The organism is Chryseobacterium daecheongense, assembly GCF_003729955.1.
GTDB lineage: Bacteria > Bacteroidota > Bacteroidia > Flavobacteriales > Weeksellaceae > Chryseobacterium > Chryseobacterium daecheongense.
This window is the reverse complement of record NZ_RJTX01000001.1, coordinates 281729-299387: the sequence shown is the minus strand read 5'-3', so window position 1 is coordinate 299387 and position 17659 is coordinate 281729. Positions and strand designations below refer to the sequence as shown.

Below are 17659 nucleotides of genomic sequence, written 5' to 3'. Positions count from 1 at the left end.
GTCAGTATTTTATTCAAGATAGCAAAGAAAGCAGCAAAGCTGGATGAAGTTCGTTTATTAAAGTCAGTGAAATTGACTATTACTTTGCTGTCTTAAATCTTTAACCTTTACATGATAATCTTGTATTGAACAGAAATAAAAAAGCCAGGAAAATTCCCGGCTTCAAATATAAATATTGGTCTAACAATTAAACAGTTTCAAGAACATTCTTTTCCACTAATACTCTCCATCCGAAAGGATCTTCAGAAAGATTGTTCTGTAAGTTTACCAAATCATTTTTAAGGATCGTTGCATAGCTTTCTTCATCGGAAAGTCTAGGCAGTTCCAGTTTTTGGCCTTTATATCCTAATGCTTCGAAAACAGTAGTTACCACAGCGGTTCCTACTCCCCAAACTTCTTTCAAAGTTCCGTTTTTCTGAGCTTCTATCACATCTGTTACTTTAATAGGCTCTACTTTTACTTCAAACCCTCTTCTCTTAGCCAATTGAATAAAACTGTCTCTGGTAACTCCATCAAGGATTTTCTCAGATGTAGGCGGCGTATAAATCGTATCGTTGATTCTCACGAAAACATTCATAGTCCCACTTTCCTCAAAATATTCATGAGTAGAGTCATCCGTCCAGATAATTTGGTCATATCCTTCTTCGATCGCCAATTGAGTCGGATAGAAAGACGCTGCATAGTTTCCTGCTGCTTTAGCAGAACCTACACCACCATTAGCCGCTCTTGAATAGTGATCTGAGATCTTTACGGAAACCGGTGCGCTATAATAGCTTTTTGCAGGCGTTGCCACAATCGCAAACATATATTTATCTGCTACTCTTGCTTTCAATGCCTCTTCCGTTGCGAAAATTAATGGTCTTATATATAAAGACATTCCTTCTCCGTAAGGGATCCAGTCTCTGTCTATATCTACCAATGCTTTTAAACCGTCTAAAAACATCTCTTCCGTTACTTCCGGCATTGCCAGACGCTTCGCTGATTTGTTGATACGTTCAAAATTCTTTTCAGGCCTGAAAAGAAAAACCTGTCCGTCCTTATCTTTATAAGCTTTCATTCCTTCAAAACAAGCTTGCCCGTAGTTTACTCCCATCATCGCAGGCGTAAATGCTAAAGGTCCATAAGGCACTAATTTTACTTCACCCCATTTTCCGTTTTCGTACTCACAGATGATCATATGATCGATAAAAGTATTTCCGAACGAAAAATTATTAGGGTCGAATGTAGAAATTCTGGATTTCTCGGTTTTTTGAATTATCATTTCTAAAATTTTTTACGATGTTCTACAAATTTAACATAATTTTCTAAATATAAAAATTTTGGAGTAAATTTGACAAAAAAATAGCTTGAAAAGAGAAATTAAGACCACTAATGACGGTAGTAAAACATTGTTTATCAATGAATTAAATGAAAACTACCATTCTCATCACGGAGCTTTACAGGAAGCCGAACACGTGTTTATCAAAAATGGACTAAATTTAATAAATGATTGCGAAATTAATATTTTAGAACTCGGTTTTGGAACAGGTTTGAATGTTTTAGTAACAATTAATGAATATTTAAAAACTGACAAAAATCATGTTATCAACTATTTTTCTCTGGAAAAATATCCCATAAATGAATCCGAAATCGAAGATTTAGCCTATTTTGAACTTTTTGGTAACCCTGAATTCAAAAATATTTATCAAAAAATTCATCAGTCAGATTGGGAAAAATCTGTTGAAATTATTAAAGGCTTTCGCCTGAAAAAGATTCAATGCGACTTCTTTGACCTGAAAGACATTGACTTACCTAGTATCAACCTCGTCTATTATGACTGTTTTGGAGCAAGGGTTCAGCCTGATCTTTGGGAAAAACCGCTTTTTGAAATGGTTTCCGATAAAATGAGTGTGAACGGATTATTAACCACCTATTCTTCTAAAGGAAGCGTAAGAAGAATTCTTGAGGAGCTTAATTTCAAAGTGGAAAAGAAACAAGGACCTCCGGGAAAAAGAGAAATGATCAATGCCATAAAGCTTTAAAGAAATTATAAATGATAAATTATGAGTGATCTAAAAATATCTAATTCCGCTATCGTGATTTATAGTTTTAAACTTATAACTCTTCACTTATAACTTTAAAAATTTCCTTATTTTAGCTATACAAAATATAATATATGATAGACAAGATCAACATCAGAGTTTATGCTTGTGCTGTAAAGGACCAGAAAGTCCTTACCTTATTTGAAGAATATGCAGGTGAACCGTTAATGAAGTTTCCCGGAGGCGGATTGGAATTCGGAGAAGGGCTGATCGACTGCCTTCACCGTGAATTTGATGAAGAGCTGAATGTAAAAATAGACGTTGTAGAACATTTATATACACAGGAAGATTTTCTGGTTTCTCGCTTCAGGGAAAATGAGCAGCTACTTACCATATATTATATTGTGAATATTGTGAACGAAGAAGATTTCCTTATTCTTGATCCATGCATTGAAAAAACGGAATGGATCGACATCAGCCGGCCGGATAATCCGTTCCCATTGCCAATAGATCAAATTGTATTCGATAAATTAAAAGAAAAATTCCTGTAAAGACTTACAGGAATTTTTCTTTTATGCAGTTTATTATTTTGCTACTTTGAAATCGCTTGCCCCGGGATAAGGCTGTAAATACCCGGAATTCCAGTTGGACTGAAGAAGAGATTCCAGGAACTCATCCGTTCTGTTCTTATGCGGGTTATACTGATCCTTAATATCGATATCCGCCATTTTTCCTTTTACATTCCACCAGAAAGCGCTCCATCCGCCTCTCATCTCTTTGATGATCTCATACACGTTTTTTCCTGTAGCTCTGTTCATCAGCTTGGCAAAAACCTGTCCTTCCGTTGTAGTAAGATCTCTTAACTGTTTTTCATATTGATCCGCAAGGATATTTTGTCGGTCTCTTACGTACTTTCTCCTTACCTTACTATCCATATCAGTCATTTCTTTCTGAATATCTCTGTATTGCTGCAAAGCAGTCAGAAATAAAGGATATACCCTGTATAATTTTTTATTTAGGAAATAGTAATAGTTTCTGTCCAGCTGATTATTAAACTTAGGCTTGTTCACCAATACAAGCTCATCCAATACAATGACTACTTCACCGTTTATTTCATAGATTTTGGCTTTTTGCCTTTCATCATAATAATACTTATTCCCGAATTCATCTACTCTTAATTCTTCCGGTGGGTACTGGCTCAATGACTTTACTGTAATAGTTGAGTCTTTTTGCCCGAAAGCACACACGCCGAAAAAGAAAAGAAAAAGGCAAATAATCTTACTAAAATTCATTATTTTTACGCGTATTAGAACAAAAATTAAACGCAAAAATCATTCCTTTTTATGAAATTTGAAAAGAAATCTTTAAAATTTTTAGAGAAATATTTAAACACATCATCTCCAACAGGTTACGAGCGCAATGGGCAGGAAGTATGGATGGATTACATCCGTCCTTACGTGGATAAGATAGAAATAGACCATTACGGAACCTGCTATGGGATCATCAATCCGGAAGCTGAATTCAAAGTGGTGATTGAAGCTCATGCGGATGAAATTTCATGGTATGTGAACTATATTACCGATGATGGACTGATCTATGTGATCCGAAACGGAGGTTCCGATCAGACAATTGCTCCTTCAAAAGTGGTTCATATTCATGGAGAAAAAGGAATAGTAAAAGGAGTATTCGGATGGCCGGCGATTCATACGAGAACCAACCAGAATGAACCAACGCCTAAAATTGAAAATATTTTCATCGATTGTGGAGCCACTACCAAAAAAGAAGTGGAAGACCTGGGAATTTATGTAGGCTGTATGATCACCTATCCTGATGAATTCTTCGAACTGAACGACCGCTATTTTGTTTGCAGAGCATTAGACAATAGAATCGGAGGGTTTATGATCGCGGAAGTCGCAAGACTTTTGAAAGAAAATAAAAAAACACTTCCTTTCGGATTATATATTACCAATTCCGTACAGGAAGAAGTCGGTTTATATGGTGCCGATATGATTGCTGATAATATCAAACCTAATATCGCCATCGTTACAGACGTAACCCATGACACCACTACTCCCATGATCGAAAAGAAAAAAGAGGGTGATCAGAAATGTGGTGCAGGTCCGGTAATTTTCTTTGCACCAACCGTTCACCATGTCATCAGGGAATTGATCATCGATACGGCAAAAGTGAAAAAGATCCCTTATCAAAGAGCAGCATCAAGCAGAACAACAGGAACTGACACGGATGCTTTTGCCCTTTCCAATGGCGGAGTTCCAAGTGCATTAATTTCCTTACCTTTGCGCTATATGCATACAACGGTGGAAATGGTGGCTAAAGAAGACGTAGGAAACGTAATCAAGCTCATCTATGAAACCGTTTTGAAAATACAACCGGAAATGAAACTGAAATATCATTAAGAAATAAGAAGCAAGAACAAAGAATAAAGATGTTATCAATATAAAAAACTGTCTTTTTTCTTTGTTCTTTTCTCTTGCCTCTAAATTAATATAAAGTATAAAAAGTAAAAATGAAAACGAAGCTTATTGCTCCTTCCCTTTTATCTGCAGACTTTGGGAATCTGCAAAGAGATATTGAAATGCTGAACAACTCGCAGGCAGACTGGTTCCACATTGATGTGATGGACGGAAGATTTGTTCCTAACATTTCTTTTGGCTTTCCGGTGATGAAAACAGTGCAGCAACACGCGAAGAAATTTGTAGATGTACATTTGATGATCGTAGAGCCTGAAAAATATGTAGATGAATTCATTGATCACGGAGCAGATCTTGTTTCCGTGCATTATGAAGCCTGTACTCACCTTCACAGAACCATTCATCATATCCAGAGCAAAGGAGCGAAAGCAGGAGTTGTTTTAAACCCTTCCACACCGGTTTTAATGTTGGAAGATATTATCGCAGATGTGGATTTGGTATTATTGATGAGCGTTAACCCAGGATTTGGCGGACAGAAGTTCATTGAAAACACCTATAAAAAGATCGCAGAAACCAAAGATCTTATCTTAAGCAACAACTCTACAGCACTTATTGAAGTGGATGGCGGAGTAAATCTTGACAATGCTTCCAAATTGTTTGAAGCAGGAGCAGATGTTTTAGTGGCAGGAAATGCAGTATTTTCTTCCGAAAGCCCGGAGAGAACCATTGAGCTTTTAAAAATTTAAAACTTTTCTTTACCATAAAATTAAAGGCAGCTTATAAAAAGCTGCCTTTCTTCTTTCTGAAATTTGAGCGTTGATGGTTATTAGTTTTTGGAGACTTAATGCTTAAATTTCCTTTTTGTCTAATGCTGGTGTAAAGATCAGCATAAAACCAATACAAGACATCCGTAAAAACACGGAATCTCACTACGTATTTTTACTGAATTTTCACAATCCGGTGGAAATATCCCGGAATTTATATCCTATACAGGCACAAATAACGAGAACAATACTTACTATCGAACAGACGCTTCTGATGTGATTGAGAAAATTCCATCTGTTTTCAAAACCATCACGCATTTTTTTAATTGCTTCCGTGGAGGAATTCACAATATCAAACTGGTCCAATTGATTATTAAGCGGTACATTTCCGGCCATAGTAACCCCAAAAACACCAATCAGGTAAGCAAGTGTTGCCAATAAAAGAAATAAAAATGCCGGATTTTGCCCTCTCAACATAAATGTTGTAATGGGAAGCAAAACTGCAGTTCCCATAAAGCTCATAAAAAACACAGGATTCAGGATCTCGCGGTTGATGGACTGCATGGCTTTCAAATATTCTGCATCCGATAATTTGCCCAATCCCAAGATAACAGAGCACGAATAGGCATAAAAAAGTCCACCAATGAGCGCTGTAAGAGTTGCCGTAATGATAAGAAGTGTTGTTGTCATTTTCATAGTTCTATTTTAGGATGATTGATTTCTTAAAATTACTAATAAATAAGATTGAATCTTTTACCCTTAGTAATTTACTCCACTTTCCTTATTTTAGCCGTAAAAAGGAGAAATGAGAACCCGACTCACCAATATACTTTTATTAAGCTTTAGTTTAGCTGCCCATTCTGTTCATGCTCAGACACAACCAACAGTTTCAAAAAAAATGGAATGGTTCAATGATGCCAAACTTGGTATTTTTATTCATTGGGGGATTTATTCTGTGGATGGTATCTCCGAATCCTGGGCCTTTTTCAATAATTATATCAATCATGATAATTATATGAAGCAGCTCAATGGTTTTACCGCTTCTCAGTATCAACCAGCAGAATGGGTAAAACTTATTAAAAATTCCGGGGCTAAGTATGCAGTGATCACTACAAAGCATCACGATGGTGTTTCTCTTTGGAATTCTAAAGCGGAAAAAGCCACAACAATACCGGTAAATTCTTCTGCTCACAAAGATGTTTTAACACCTTTTGTTCAGGAGCTTAAAAAGTCAGGATTGAAAACAGGGCTTTACTACTCTCTTCCGGATTGGAGCCATCCTTATTATGACATTAATACCAGAACCCAAAAAAGGTATGAGATTAAAGATGATCCTCAACGCTGGCAGAATTTCGTGACGTATTATCAAACCCAGCTTAATGAGCTTTCCAGCCAATATCAACCGGATCTATTATGGTTTGATGGAGATTGGGAACACACTTCTGAAGAATGGCAAGCCGCAAAAACACTGGAAAATTTGAAGAAATTCAATTCCGACATCATTGTTAATTCCAGGCTGGAGATTATGAAACTCCTGAACAGGGGATTCCGGTAGTTCCCCCGCAAAGCAAATCCTGGGAATTGTGTTATACCATGAATGATTCGTGGGGCTATCAACCTTTTGATAAAAATTATAAAACACCGAATATGCTGGTAAGAACATTAGCAGATGTAATCAGCATGGGTGGAAATCTGCTACTGGACATCGGTCCAAAATCGGATGGCACACTTCCAGAAGAACAAGTGGAAATCCTGAAAAATCTCGGAAGATGGACCTCAAAGAATTCGGAAGCTATTTATGGCACCCGAAAAGGCTTGCCGTTTGAAAATTACAAAGGAAAATCTTCCCTTTCGGGAAATAAGAAATCTTTATTTCTCTATCTGGAAGAGGCAAAAGATTTTGACAAGATCTATGGATTAATAACCCAACCTGTTTCCGCAAAAATTGTCGGAGATCATAACTCTAAAGTATATTTTGAATGGAACAATGGAACAGTCAATCTTAATTTATCCAAAGTAAATTTTGATCAGGATGTTACCGTAGTGCAGCTACAGTTCAACGATCCGCTTGTATTCTCAAAAGATATCTCTAAAGAAAAACACTCTTTACCGGAATTATTAGAGGATAAAAATTCAAAATTGGCGGTTTATAATATAGCGCGGGAATTATATGCCGGAAATAATATATTCAATAGCTCCGGATTAACCTATGATGGCATGGATATGAAAATTCAGACCAAAAAGACAAATCCTGAAACACTGCAATGGATCAGCAAACATTCAGAAGCTTTGTTTGAAACCGGAAAAGGATTGCCTGAAGGGCATTATTCCGGGTTATCTGCTCTTTCTAAAGATCAACAAACGATTTATCTTTTTGTAGAAGGAACTCCAACCGGACCTATTGCTTTAAAAGGTATTAAAAATGGCATTGCGAGAATACGTATTGCCGGTGAAGGCTCTATCATCAGTCATAAAACATACAATAAATTATATTGGAGCCAGACTCCCGGAATTATTTATATAGACATTCCTAAGGAGAGATTAGACAAAAATATGACCGTGATTGCTGTTTTATTGGAAAAGCCTGTAGAGCTCTACCGTGAAAATGTGAGTGCCATTGAAAGCAATTTGTAACGGTTTCCGGTGAGACAGAATGACAGCGCTATTTATTGTGACACAATGTCTTAAATAACAAAATCCAGAGAAATTCTCTGGATTTTTATGTTGAAATAATTGTTGATTGATTAGAAAATCTCTCTTCCTGAAAAATGGAATTGAGCTTCGATTAATGCATTCTCATCAGAATCTGAACCATGAACTGCGTTTTCTCCGATGCTTCTTGCAAACATTTTTCTGATAGTTCCTTCAGCAGCTTCAGCAGGGTTAGTAGAACCGATTAACGTTCTGAAACTTTCAACAGCATTTTCTTTTTCTAAAATTGCAGCTACGATTGGTCCAGAGCTCATAAATTCTACTAATTCTCCATAGAATGGTCTTTCTGAATGTACTTCATAGAATTTTTTAGCATCAGCAACAGTCAGCTGAGTAAGCTTCAATGCTTTGATTTTAAATCCAGCTTCTGCAATCTTTCCTAATATAGCTCCAATATGTCCGTCGGCAACAGCGTCCGGCTTGATCATAGTAAATGTAATGTTAGACATAAATATTTTAAATTTTTAATGGCGCAAAATTACAAAAAATATTCTTTAGTTTAATTTTAAAGTTTTTTTAACATAAAAATAACTTTTATTAAGAAAGTGTGAACTAATTTTTGGCACAGTAATTGTTTATTCTATTGCGATTCTCATGTTTAATTTGAGTTTTCATGGTTATTAGTTTTTACCCAGCTTCGGCTGGGTTTTTTATTGATCGGCATCCCCAAAAATTAACCCTAAACTTGAAAATGGTGAATTATTTAAATAAAAAGCACTCTCTGTTTAAATAAAAAACAGAGATATATTACAAATCATTAATATTAATTGAATTTATTTTTGAGAAATTTCTTCCGCCTCTTCCATCAATTTGATATAGGTAGAATATCTGGAAATTTGAATCTCTCCGGTCTCAAGAGCATCAATAACGGCACATTTAGGCTCATTGATGTGGAGACAGTTGTGAAATTTACATTCTTCCCTCTTTTTGAAGATCTCAGGAAAATAATGTTGGACCTCTTCTTTCTCAATATCGATCATAGCAAACTCACGAACTCCGGGAGTATCAATAACGTTTCCGCCGAAGTCCCAAAAGTGCATCTGGGCAAAAGTGGTGGTATGCTTTCCTTTCAAATGAGTATCTGAAATTTCAGAGGTTTTTAAATTCAGCCCCGGCTGAAGTGCATTCACCAAAGTAGATTTTCCACATCCTGAGTGTCCGAAAAACACTGATGTTTTATCTTTCAACAGCTCCTGAAGAGCTTCAAGATTAAGTTTGGAATAGGAGGAGATCTGCATGGTATTGTACCCTATTTCCTGATAAAGGAATTCAATATCTTTTACCGCTTCTATTTCTTCGGCATCCAACACATCCATTTTATTGAATAAAATCAAAGGCTGTATATTGTAGGCTTCACAGCATGCCAGAAATCTGTCAAGGAAACCTAAAGAAGTCTCCGGATGTTTCAAAGTAAAGATAAAACATGCCAAATCAATATTGGAAGCAATGATGTGTGCCTCTTTTGAAAGGTTAACGGATTTCCTGATCAGGTAATTTTTGCGTGGTTCAATCTTAGTGATCCATGCAATATCATCCTGTTCAAGTTGAAATTCCACAAAATCTCCTACAGCAAGCGGATTGGTGAGCCTGGTTTTAATCAGCTTAAACTTGCCGCGGATTCTGGCCTCGAAAATCTTGTTTGTTTCCAAGTCTAAAACCTGATACCAGCTTCCCGTAGATTTAATGATTTTTCCTTTCATATTGATTACTGGATGCAAATATAAGGAATTAGGGCTTAGGTTTCAGAGGTCGAGAAATGATGTTTATTCATTTTCCTAGGCCTGAAATCTAAGCCCTAACTTTTAATACCTACAATCTATTACCTGTCTATCATAATATTATTCTGTACTTCAATAGATTCTTCGTGGATCGCCTTGAATACCTTTTCAATAAACTCTTGTGACATTCCGGTTTCTTTTGCCTTCTGAACGGCATATTCCGTAATCACTTTCCAACGTTCCGGCTGGAAAATAGCAATGTCATTTTCTTTTTTCAGTTTACCAATTTTTTCAGAGATTTTCATCCTTTGAGAAAGAAGTTCAATCAGTTGGAAGTCGATGTCTGAAATTAAAGTCCTGTGTCTTCCCATCGCTTCATCAAATCCCGCCAATCCTGAATTTCTCACTTTTAAATTACCGATCAGTTCAGCCAGAACCTCCGGAGTAATTTGCTGTGAAGCATCACTCCAAGCTTCATCAGGATTTGAGTGAGATTCAATAATAGCTCCCTGATAACCTACGTTCATGGCTTCCTGGGTAACATCGGCCAACCCTGTTCTGTTTCCACAAATGTGGGAAGGGTCTATCAGCATTGGAATATTCGGGAACTGGCTTTTGAAATCCAAAGCGATCTGCCAGTTCGGGTTATTTCTGTATTTTGTTTTCTGGTAGGTTGAAAATCCTCTGTGAATAACTCCTAAGTTTTTAATATCCTGTCCTAAAAGTCTTTCCAGGGCCCCGATCCATAAAGCAAGATCCGGATTTACAGGGTTTTTAACCAGTACAGGTTTATTGGTTCCTCTTAAAGCCATGGCAATTTCCTGAACGGTAAAAGGATTTACCGTAGAACGGGCTCCAATCCAAAGAATATCTACATCAGCTTCAAGCGCTGCAAAAACGTGGTGTGCATTGGCAACTTCCGTTGCTGTTTTGAAACCATATTCTTCTTTCACTTTTTTAAGCCAATTCAAGCCTATCACTCCTACTCCTTCAAAACCATTCGGCTTTGTACGTGGTTTCCATATTCCAGCACGGAAAATAGGTACCTGCGCCTGAGTTTCCTTTATCCTTCTGGCAGTTTCCAGCATCTGAGCTTCACTTTCCGCGCTACAAGGTCCTGCAATCATCAGTGGCTGCGAAAACTCGTTGATCCACTCATTCTTCAAATCTTTTAAATTCATCTTTTTATTTTTGTTAATATTCTTATTTCTTTTTAAAATTACACCAATAGTTCGTTCATTATAAAATTTACTTTATAATTCCTTTCAAAAAATGCCGTTAAAATTTTAATGGGTTCAGGAAATTAAGAGAGCTCTTAGAATACCTGTATTTTTTGTGAAAGAAATTCAGTTAACAATACCAATAAAATCGGTAATAGTTTCTGAAATTTCTATAATAGATAGTAGAAAAGCTAAAATAACCGCTTACGAAATAAGCAGCTTTACGAAAAGACAGATATGGGATAAATAATTTTTCCACTTTTATAAATATCTGATTCTGTGTAGTTTTTAACTTTTTTAAATATTTTTTTTATGCTTTGTAAAAGTTCTTTTTACAAAATGATTTGACAAATATAGACAATTTATGTCAAATCAAACCGTAATAAATCGTCCAAATCTTTGAGTAATGGATTTTTATCCACAAATTTTTCAAAAACTTTCTTTTTGGTAACGACTTCAATCTTAAGATTTTCGTGGTCTTTCTTATATTCCACTTCAATAGCATAGTTATGAACTTTCCTTTTGAAATGATTAAAAAATTCTCCACTTATTTTATCAAATTCCACCTTAGCGGAGTCCGAAGGATATAAAACCCTGATCGCATTTTCATCTGTTTTAACCAGTTTAAATGCTTTGATCGCGTTAAATACAAATGGATCTTTAGACTGGAGCTGTTTCAATAACAAATTCCATTCCATTTGCAGGTCGGTTTCGGTAAAGTGATTTTGCGGAAGATTTTCTGTTTTTACAGCATGAGATTCTTCTTCTTCCTCTTTTTCTTCTTTATTTAAGAAGGAATGAATGCTGAAACCTGAAGAAACCGTTTGTCTGGATAAAGGTTTTGAAGCCTTTTTAATAACAATTTCCTGGGGAATATTATTATCAACGCTTTCAATCTTTTCAACTTTTTCTTCAATTTTTTGCGGTTGGCTTACAGGCTTTACCTCAATTTTTTCATGAAGAAATGGTGCTAATATTATGAATTTTTTTTTTTAGAATCCAAACCAGCGGTCAAAGAAGCCAATTGCATCAATGCAATTTCAACAGTCAGTCTAGGATTCTTAGAGTTTTTATAGTTAATATCGGCATAATTACAGATTTCTATGGCGTCGATCAGTTGTTGTGCAGTCCATTTTTGTCCTTGCTCAACAAATTTTGTTTTTGTTTTTTCACCTACTTCAATTAAATCTATGGTAGAAGCATTCTGAGCCATCATCAGATCTCTGAAATGATTTCCTAGTCCTGCAATGAATATATGCGGATCAAAACCTCTTTTCACAATTTCATTAAAAGCAAAAAGCACTTCCGGAATTTTATTTTCTTTAGCGAGATCTACAATATTCAAGTATTGGTCATAGTCCAGAATATTGAGAACCTCTGCTGCTTTTGCAAGGGTAATATTTTTCTGGGAGAATGTAGAAAGCCTGTCGAATATGGAAAGAGCATCCCTCAAAGCACCGTCTGCTTTTTGAGCAATCAGGTATAAAGCATCATCTTCATACTGAATAGATTCCTGCTGAGCAATTTTTCTTAAATGCCCCTGAATATCTTCAATAGTAATCCTTTTGAAATCATAGATCTGACAACGTGATAAAATTGTTGGAATGATCTTATGCTTTTCTGTAGTTGCCAGGATGAAAATAGCATGTGCGGGCGGCTCCTCCAACGTCTTAAGAAAAGCGTTGAAAGCAGCAGAAGACAACATATGAACCTCATCGATGATATATACTTTATATTTACCCACCTGAGGTGCAAAACGAACCTGATCTATTAGCTCACGGATATCATCCACTGAGTTGTTGGATGCGGCATCCAGTTCATAGATATTGTATGCAAATCCGTCTTCTGAAACGGAGCCATCTTTTTCATTGATTTTTCTCGCCAGGATACGGGCACAGGTTGTCTTCCCCACTCCACGAGGCCCACAAAACAGTAAGGCCTGAGCCAGCTGGTTTTCCCCAATCGCATGCTCTAAAGTATCCGTAATGTGAGATTGCCCAACAACAGTTTCAAACTCTTGTGGACGGTATTTCCTTGCAGATACTATAAAATTTTCCATTGGCCAAAAGTAAGAAATATAGTTCTAATTTGAAAGCCAAAAGTCTTCAAATTATCAACAAAATCATTTTTGGTTAAACCCGAAAACTATTAATTACTTTTCCGCTTTCTGATATGCAAAATCTACGATATCAACAATCGCTTTTTCAATTTCAGATCGGCCTTCATCCGTTTTCATATCAAGCCCGCAAAATTCATTGGCGTTATATGCCGGATATAGATTCAGATAATAAGTTCCTGATACAATCAAAGCTAAGATGGCTCTAAATCTTTTGGCATTTTCCCCAAAAATCGGATCTGTAACGGCAAATAGTTCAGCTCCTACATCTTCTCTTTGCTGTACTAATTTTTTAAGTATAGGCTTGCTTTCGGAAAGCTCCCAAAGAATAATTTTTTGAAGTTCTTTATTTTTCTTCAAACTTTCAAATTGCATCAATATTCCCTGAGTAAGAACTTCTTTACCTATTGTTGTTACTTTTTCCTCTTCTACATTCGGATTAAACTTACTCCAGTAATCCTGAGACTTAATATATTCATCAATAAGTTTGTCTGTACTGCCGAAATACTCGTAGATCAGTTTTTTATCAAAACCGGCTACAGCCGCAATCTTACTTACTTTTAATCCTGAGTAGCCTTTTACTCTCAGGATTTTACCCACTGCTGCAAGCAGTTTTTGTTTTGTCTTCTCTTTGTCCCTAATAGGACCTTGCACTACTTTTCTAGGCATAATTTATTGTTTTTTCGCGATATGCATTTTTTTATTAATGTCATCAAATACATTTAATGTTTTGTCCAGATGCTCTCTCTCATGTCTGGCTGTTACACTCATTCTGATACGTGCATCTTTTCTTGCCACGGCAGGATACATAATAGGATTGGTATACACTCCTTTTTCAATCAGTATTCTTCCGATGTCCCACATTTTATTCTGATCTCCTATTTTCACGGGAATAATTGCAGAACAGGTAACTCCGGTATCCAGACCCAAATCATCAAGACCTTTTTTAAAGTAATTGATATTGTTCCATAGCTTTTCTCTCCAAATAGGTTCTTCATCAATCAAGTCGATTGCTTTTACGATTCCTAAAGAAGAAGGAGGAGCTGTTGCTGAGAAAATCTGCTGTCTGGATTGGAATTTAAGGAATGATGCGATTTTTTTATTCGTGATCACAAATCCTCCTAAGTTACCAAATGTTTTGCTGAATGTACCTGTGATGAAATCTACTTTATCCAGTAAGCCAGCCTGCTCTATTGTTCCTCTTCCGGTTTCACCTAAAATCCCAACACCATGTACATCATCCACCATAAGGTAAGCATTGTACTTTTTTACAAGATCGTATATCTCATTGAGACGCGAAGTATCACCATCCTGGGAATATACTCCATCTACTACAACAAGTTTTGTACGGTACGTATTTTCAGATATCTTCAAAATGTGTTCCAAAGCTTCCAAATTATTGTGCGGAAATGTTTTTTTATTGGTAAAAGCACATCCTTCATGCACACTGGCATGTACAGCCATATCTAAAATAGCCAAATCTTCTTTATGCATTAAAATCTGCAAAGTGGCACTATTAGCCGTATATCCCGTAGTATAGATTACTGCTTCATCTTCATTTCTTCCGAAAAAATTGGCGATTGTTTTTTCCAATGCATAATGATAATCAAAATATCCCCCGATAAGAGGTGTAGCTCCTGTACCTGTTCCATATTTTTCAATCCCTTCAATAGCGGCCTGCTTTACTTTGGGATGTTGTGTAAATCCCAAATAATCACTGGAAACGAAACTTACATATTCCTTTTTCTGGTCTGCAATATTTATATTTAATGTTGCATTGGTTCCCGAAACATTTTTTAATCTGTAATTCATGTGTCCTCTAGATTTCATATGATTCAGAAATTCATAAAAATAATCTGCTCTTTGAGCAATATCGTAATCCGGGATATTCTCAAAATCCTTAAATGTGGCTGTTAAAAAATCAATATTCATCCTTAATTGTTTTAGCTGTTTAAAGAAACAAATATATGATTTTTGAAGCCAGATTTTCAACCTTTAATTAAAAAAAAACTATGTGTGGTATTCTTTTAAACTATCTATTGAAAATCAGATTATTTCACATTTTTAAGGTGATTTTTCTAAGAATTTAACTATTCATTTGTTGTTTTTATTTTTCTATTAAATTAACAAAAAAATGGAACAAATTCTTAATTTGTCACAAAAAAAGACGATTGCTTTCACAATCGCCTCATTTATAAAACTTTAAAATCAATTACCTTGTCGTATATCCTCCATTGGCAAATATCGTCTGACCGGTAATCCACCAACCGTCGGTTACCAAAAACTCTATTAACGGTGCGATATTTTTAATATCGGTTAATCCGCCTAATGCTGAAGCTGATTGATGATATGCTACTGCCTCATCACTTTCCTGTCCATAAAAGAATGGCGTATCCATAGGACCAGGCGCAACTGCCGTTACCGAAATCCCTCTATTTCCAAATTCTTTGGATGCCATTCTTGTAAAATGCTCCACCGGAGCTTTAGCTCCCGCATACGTTGAATATAACCCTGTATATGCGGCTAATAAAGAAGTGGCAATAGTACAAACTTTACCCTGATCATTGAGCTTTTTACCGGCTTCCTGAATGAAGAAATAAGCTACTTTTGAATTGATATTGAACATGGTATCAAATTCCATTTCCGTAGTGTCTACAATCGGCTTTTTAAGGACCATTCCCACTGTATTGATCGCAATATCAATTCCACCAAAGGTCATAATGGCTTCATCAAAAAACTTGGTGATATTTTCTATTTGAGTAAGATCCCCCTGGAATAAGAATGCTTCTGCCCCAAGAGCTTTTACCTCAGCTAATGTTTTCTCACTTTCCGCTCTTGAACTCTCACTATTATAATGTATTGCCAGTTTTGCTCCCTTTGCAGCAAAATCCCTGCTTAACAATCCGCCCAGATTTTTTCCACCACCCGCAATAAGTACTACTCTACCTCTTAAATCATTTTGTGACATAATTTTATATTTATTTGTTTACAGTACAAATATGACAAGGAAAGACGGATGAAATATGGTGAACTTTTCGGAAGTTGTTTATTTAAAGTTTTGTTTTCTAAATGCTCCCGGGGTAAGCCCCGTCCATTTTTTAAAGAACTTTGAAAAATTAGAAGGGTCATAAGTGAAAACAAAAGCTATTTCGGCTATAGATTTATCTGTATCTAAAAGCATCATTTTAATTTGCTCAATGATTTTAGCGTCATAAAAATGACAAGGATGATTTCCCGTTTCTTTTTTAATGGTATCTGTGAGATGAGTGTGTGAAACGGCAAGCTTACCGGCAATTTCGTTGAGCTCCATAAATTCAGAGGTATTTCCCTGAATGACATCCTGAATATGGCAGTCTAAAAAGGAAAAATAATTATGGGTAATTTCCTCACTTCTTTTTATAGCTTTCTCGTCATTATTCATAGTGTTCACTTAATCAGGATATAAATTTAAAAAAGTTTCATACAACAATATGGTGAACTTTTCGGAAGTTAGGCCGCAGTGTATCAATGCTTAATATAAATCAATTATGAATAATTGCTAAATTATTTACATCATAATTAATATATTATTTAAAAAAAATAATCTATAAGGCATAATATTTGCAGCCATATTCTCTACCAAACACACTCACTTAATACCTTAACCTTACACAAAAATATAATAATATGAACGTTGCAGATCTAAAGATTAGAAATTTAGTGGAATATAAAAATCAGATTTTCACTATTGCTGAGATATTCCAGAACAATGAAAGAAATTATTTTGTGCGAATTGAAAATGACACCCAAAGTGTGTCAGTCCCGGCAGAAACAATCAAGCCCATAAAAATTACAGAAGAATGGCTTGAAAAATTTGGATTCTCCAGAACATACAGCTCTGAACAGAGAATCCGTTATGAAAGACCTGAACCGTTTATAAAGTACGATATTGATTTAAGTTCCAGAAAAATTGTCGACGGACTTAAAATTTATGGCAATGCCATCCGATGCAAATATATCCATGAATTCCAAAATATATTTGCCTGTTTATTTGGTAAAGAACCGATTTCATTGAATTACAGATTAATGAAGACCGAATCTTAATTATAATATATTACTTTAGTAGAAATCCACAATCATAACGGTTGTGGATTTTTTATTGAATTTATAAAATCATTTGCCCGGTTTTTGCTTTATTCCGCTTAAAATCCAAGACTATGAAATCTAAAAAAATATGGGCCAACTTTAGTGTAAAAGATGCAAAACGTACACATGAATTCTACACACAACTAGGGTTTACCCCCAATCAATCTAACAATGATCCTCAATTAGCCAGCTTTCTTTTTGGGGAAGATCATTTTGTGATCCATTTCTTTGAACAAGGTACCAAAATAGATGACTATTTGCCTCCCGGATTCACTACTAATGAAATCATATTCACTCTTTCAGCAGAATCTGAACAAGAAGTGCGAGAATGGAAAGACAGAGTTCAAAAAGCAGGAGGCAGCATTTCCCATGAATTGAACAGGGACGAAAATAATTATTACGGTTTTGCTTTTGCAGATCCTGACGGACATAAGTTTAATATCTTACTAATGGAAAAAGGAATGTAATATCTATTTTTTCTTTAAATTGGTATCTGAATATTCAAAATCACTCCAATACAACCAATGGTTGTTAAATACAACTATAAGTAG

The 17659-nt window shown here is 35.7% G+C and carries 18 protein-coding genes and 1 pseudogene; 7 read left to right on the top strand and 12 right to left on the bottom strand.

What is annotated here, in order from left to right:
* Nucleotides 1-187: 187 nt before the first annotated feature.
* Nucleotides 188-1261, bottom strand: a complete 1074-nt coding sequence (locus EGI05_RS01290; protein WP_123261269.1) for a branched-chain amino acid aminotransferase — start codon at nt 1259-1261, stop codon at nt 188-190.
* 85 nt (nt 1262-1346) lie between these two features.
* On the opposite strand from EGI05_RS01290, the gene mnmD reads away from it, so the two are divergent.
* Together mnmD and EGI05_RS01280 are read left to right on the top strand one after the other, a co-directional pair.
* Nucleotides 1347-2021, top strand: a complete 675-nt coding sequence (gene mnmD / locus EGI05_RS01285) for a tRNA (5-methylaminomethyl-2-thiouridine)(34)-methyltransferase MnmD (RefSeq protein WP_123261268.1) — start codon at nt 1347-1349, stop codon at nt 2019-2021.
* Between the two features lie 134 nt (nt 2022-2155).
* Nucleotides 2156-2572 (top strand): NUDIX domain-containing protein, encoded by a 417-nt coding sequence (locus tag EGI05_RS01280; protein ID WP_123261267.1) that lies wholly within the window; start codon nt 2156-2158, stop codon nt 2570-2572.
* A gap of 33 nt (nt 2573-2605) precedes the next feature.
* On the opposite strand, the gene EGI05_RS01275 is transcribed toward EGI05_RS01280, so the two are convergent.
* Nucleotides 2606-3313 carry a DUF4294 domain-containing protein gene (locus tag EGI05_RS01275; RefSeq protein ID WP_123261266.1) on the bottom strand — a complete coding sequence of 236 codons (708 nt, stop codon included), beginning with the start codon at nt 3311-3313 and terminating at the stop codon, nt 2606-2608.
* Between the two features lie 51 nt (nt 3314-3364).
* On the opposite strand from EGI05_RS01275, the gene chrP reads away from it, so the two are divergent.
* Both chrP and rpe read left to right on the top strand, forming a co-directional pair.
* Complete coding sequence (gene chrP, locus EGI05_RS01270) at nt 3365-4438, top strand: chryseobasin maturation metalloprotease ChrP (RefSeq protein ID WP_123261265.1); 1074 nt, start codon at nt 3365-3367, stop codon at nt 4436-4438.
* A 110-nt stretch (nt 4439-4548) separates the two neighbouring features.
* A complete protein-coding gene (rpe, locus tag EGI05_RS01265; RefSeq protein ID WP_123261264.1) occupies nt 4549-5199 on the top strand; it encodes a ribulose-phosphate 3-epimerase in 651 nt (216 codons plus the stop codon).
* Between the two features lie 204 nt (nt 5200-5403).
* Here rpe and chrI read toward each other — a convergent pair whose 3' ends face one another.
* Complete coding sequence (gene chrI / locus EGI05_RS01260) at nt 5404-5913, bottom strand: chryseobasin maturation helper ChrI (RefSeq protein WP_123261263.1); 510 nt, start codon at nt 5911-5913, stop codon at nt 5404-5406.
* Nucleotides 5914-6022: 109 nt separating this feature from the next.
* Between chrI and EGI05_RS01255 the strand changes: the two are divergent.
* Nucleotides 6023-7851, top strand: a pseudogene (locus EGI05_RS01255) (alpha-L-fucosidase).
* A 110-nt stretch (nt 7852-7961) separates the two neighbouring features.
* Here the strand turns inward: EGI05_RS01255 and EGI05_RS01250 are convergent.
* The 9 genes from EGI05_RS01250 to EGI05_RS01210 all read right to left on the bottom strand — a co-directional run bounded on the left by EGI05_RS01250 (nt 7962) and on the right by EGI05_RS01210 (nt 16404).
* Nucleotides 7962-8378: a nucleoside-diphosphate kinase gene (locus EGI05_RS01250; protein WP_123261262.1), complete on the bottom strand. Its 417-nt coding sequence runs from the start codon at nt 8376-8378 to the stop codon at nt 7962-7964.
* Nucleotides 8379-8702: 324 nt separating this feature from the next.
* Nucleotides 8703-9629: a ribosome small subunit-dependent GTPase A gene (rsgA, locus tag EGI05_RS01245; RefSeq protein WP_123261261.1), complete on the bottom strand. Its 927-nt coding sequence runs from the start codon at nt 9627-9629 to the stop codon at nt 8703-8705.
* Nucleotides 9630-9748: 119 nt separating this feature from the next.
* Nucleotides 9749-10828, bottom strand: a complete 1080-nt coding sequence (locus EGI05_RS01240; protein ID WP_123261260.1) for a chorismate mutase — start codon at nt 10826-10828, stop codon at nt 9749-9751.
* A 401-nt stretch (nt 10829-11229) separates the two neighbouring features.
* Nucleotides 11230-11565 carry a hypothetical protein gene (locus EGI05_RS01235; RefSeq protein WP_123261259.1) on the bottom strand — a complete coding sequence of 112 codons (336 nt, stop codon included), beginning with the start codon at nt 11563-11565 and terminating at the stop codon, nt 11230-11232.
* 278 nt (nt 11566-11843) lie between these two features.
* The gene (gene dnaX / locus EGI05_RS01230; RefSeq protein ID WP_123261258.1) at nt 11844-12926 is read right to left on the bottom strand and encodes a DNA polymerase III subunit gamma/tau; all 1083 of its coding nucleotides are present in this window, start codon (nt 12924-12926) and stop codon (nt 11844-11846) included.
* Nucleotides 12927-13019: 93 nt separating this feature from the next.
* A complete protein-coding gene (locus EGI05_RS01225; protein ID WP_123261257.1) occupies nt 13020-13652 on the bottom strand; it encodes a TetR/AcrR family transcriptional regulator in 633 nt (210 codons plus the stop codon).
* 3 nt (nt 13653-13655) lie between these two features.
* Nucleotides 13656-14915 carry an aminotransferase class I/II-fold pyridoxal phosphate-dependent enzyme gene (locus EGI05_RS01220; RefSeq protein ID WP_123261256.1) on the bottom strand — a complete coding sequence of 420 codons (1260 nt, stop codon included), beginning with the start codon at nt 14913-14915 and terminating at the stop codon, nt 13656-13658.
* Between the two features lie 280 nt (nt 14916-15195).
* Nucleotides 15196-15951 carry an SDR family oxidoreductase gene (locus EGI05_RS01215; RefSeq protein WP_123261255.1) on the bottom strand — a complete coding sequence of 252 codons (756 nt, stop codon included), beginning with the start codon at nt 15949-15951 and terminating at the stop codon, nt 15196-15198.
* Between the two features lie 78 nt (nt 15952-16029).
* Nucleotides 16030-16404, bottom strand: a complete 375-nt coding sequence (locus tag EGI05_RS01210; protein WP_123261254.1) for a helix-turn-helix domain-containing protein — start codon at nt 16402-16404, stop codon at nt 16030-16032.
* A gap of 245 nt (nt 16405-16649) precedes the next feature.
* On the opposite strand from EGI05_RS01210, the gene EGI05_RS01205 reads away from it, so the two are divergent.
* Nucleotides 16650-17066, top strand: a complete 417-nt coding sequence (locus tag EGI05_RS01205; protein WP_123261253.1) for a hypothetical protein — start codon at nt 16650-16652, stop codon at nt 17064-17066.
* A gap of 113 nt (nt 17067-17179) precedes the next feature.
* Nucleotides 17180-17575, top strand: coding sequence for a VOC family protein (locus tag EGI05_RS01200; protein WP_123261252.1), 396 nt, complete (start codon nt 17180-17182; stop codon nt 17573-17575).
* Nucleotides 17576-17659 lie beyond the last annotated feature (84 nt).

Coding starts and splice junctions, on each gene's coding strand:
- rpe (WP_123261264.1), top strand. CDS start 4,549: ATGAAAACGAAGCTTATTGCTCCTTCCCTTTTATCTGCAGACTTTGGG.
- EGI05_RS01200 (WP_123261252.1), top strand. CDS start 17,180: ATGAAATCTAAAAAAATATGGGCCAACTTTAGTGTAAAAGATGCAAAA.
- EGI05_RS01280 (WP_123261267.1), top strand. CDS start 2,156: ATGATAGACAAGATCAACATCAGAGTTTATGCTTGTGCTGTAAAGGAC.
- EGI05_RS01215 (WP_123261255.1), bottom strand. CDS start 15,951: ATGTCACAAAATGATTTAAGAGGTAGAGTAGTACTTATTGCGGGTGGT.
- EGI05_RS01235 (WP_123261259.1), bottom strand. CDS start 11,565: ATGGAATGGAATTTGTTATTGAAACAGCTCCAGTCTAAAGATCCATTT.
- EGI05_RS01225 (WP_123261257.1), bottom strand. CDS start 13,652: ATGCCTAGAAAAGTAGTGCAAGGTCCTATTAGGGACAAAGAGAAGACA.
- EGI05_RS01220 (WP_123261256.1), bottom strand. CDS start 14,915: ATGAATATTGATTTTTTAACAGCCACATTTAAGGATTTTGAGAATATC.
- chrP (WP_123261265.1), top strand. CDS start 3,365: ATGAAATTTGAAAAGAAATCTTTAAAATTTTTAGAGAAATATTTAAAC.
- chrI (WP_123261263.1), bottom strand. CDS start 5,913: ATGAAAATGACAACAACACTTCTTATCATTACGGCAACTCTTACAGCG.
- EGI05_RS01210 (WP_123261254.1), bottom strand. CDS start 16,404: ATGAATAATGACGAGAAAGCTATAAAAAGAAGTGAGGAAATTACCCAT.
- EGI05_RS01205 (WP_123261253.1), top strand. CDS start 16,650: ATGAACGTTGCAGATCTAAAGATTAGAAATTTAGTGGAATATAAAAAT.
- EGI05_RS01240 (WP_123261260.1), bottom strand. CDS start 10,828: ATGAATTTAAAAGATTTGAAGAATGAGTGGATCAACGAGTTTTCGCAG.
- EGI05_RS01250 (WP_123261262.1), bottom strand. CDS start 8,378: ATGTCTAACATTACATTTACTATGATCAAGCCGGACGCTGTTGCCGAC.
- EGI05_RS01275 (WP_123261266.1), bottom strand. CDS start 3,313: ATGAATTTTAGTAAGATTATTTGCCTTTTTCTTTTCTTTTTCGGCGTG.
- rsgA (WP_123261261.1), bottom strand. CDS start 9,629: ATGAAAGGAAAAATCATTAAATCTACGGGAAGCTGGTATCAGGTTTTA.
- dnaX (WP_123261258.1), bottom strand. CDS start 12,926: ATGGAAAATTTTATAGTATCTGCAAGGAAATACCGTCCACAAGAGTTT.
- EGI05_RS01290 (WP_123261269.1), bottom strand. CDS start 1,261: ATGATAATTCAAAAAACCGAGAAATCCAGAATTTCTACATTCGACCCT.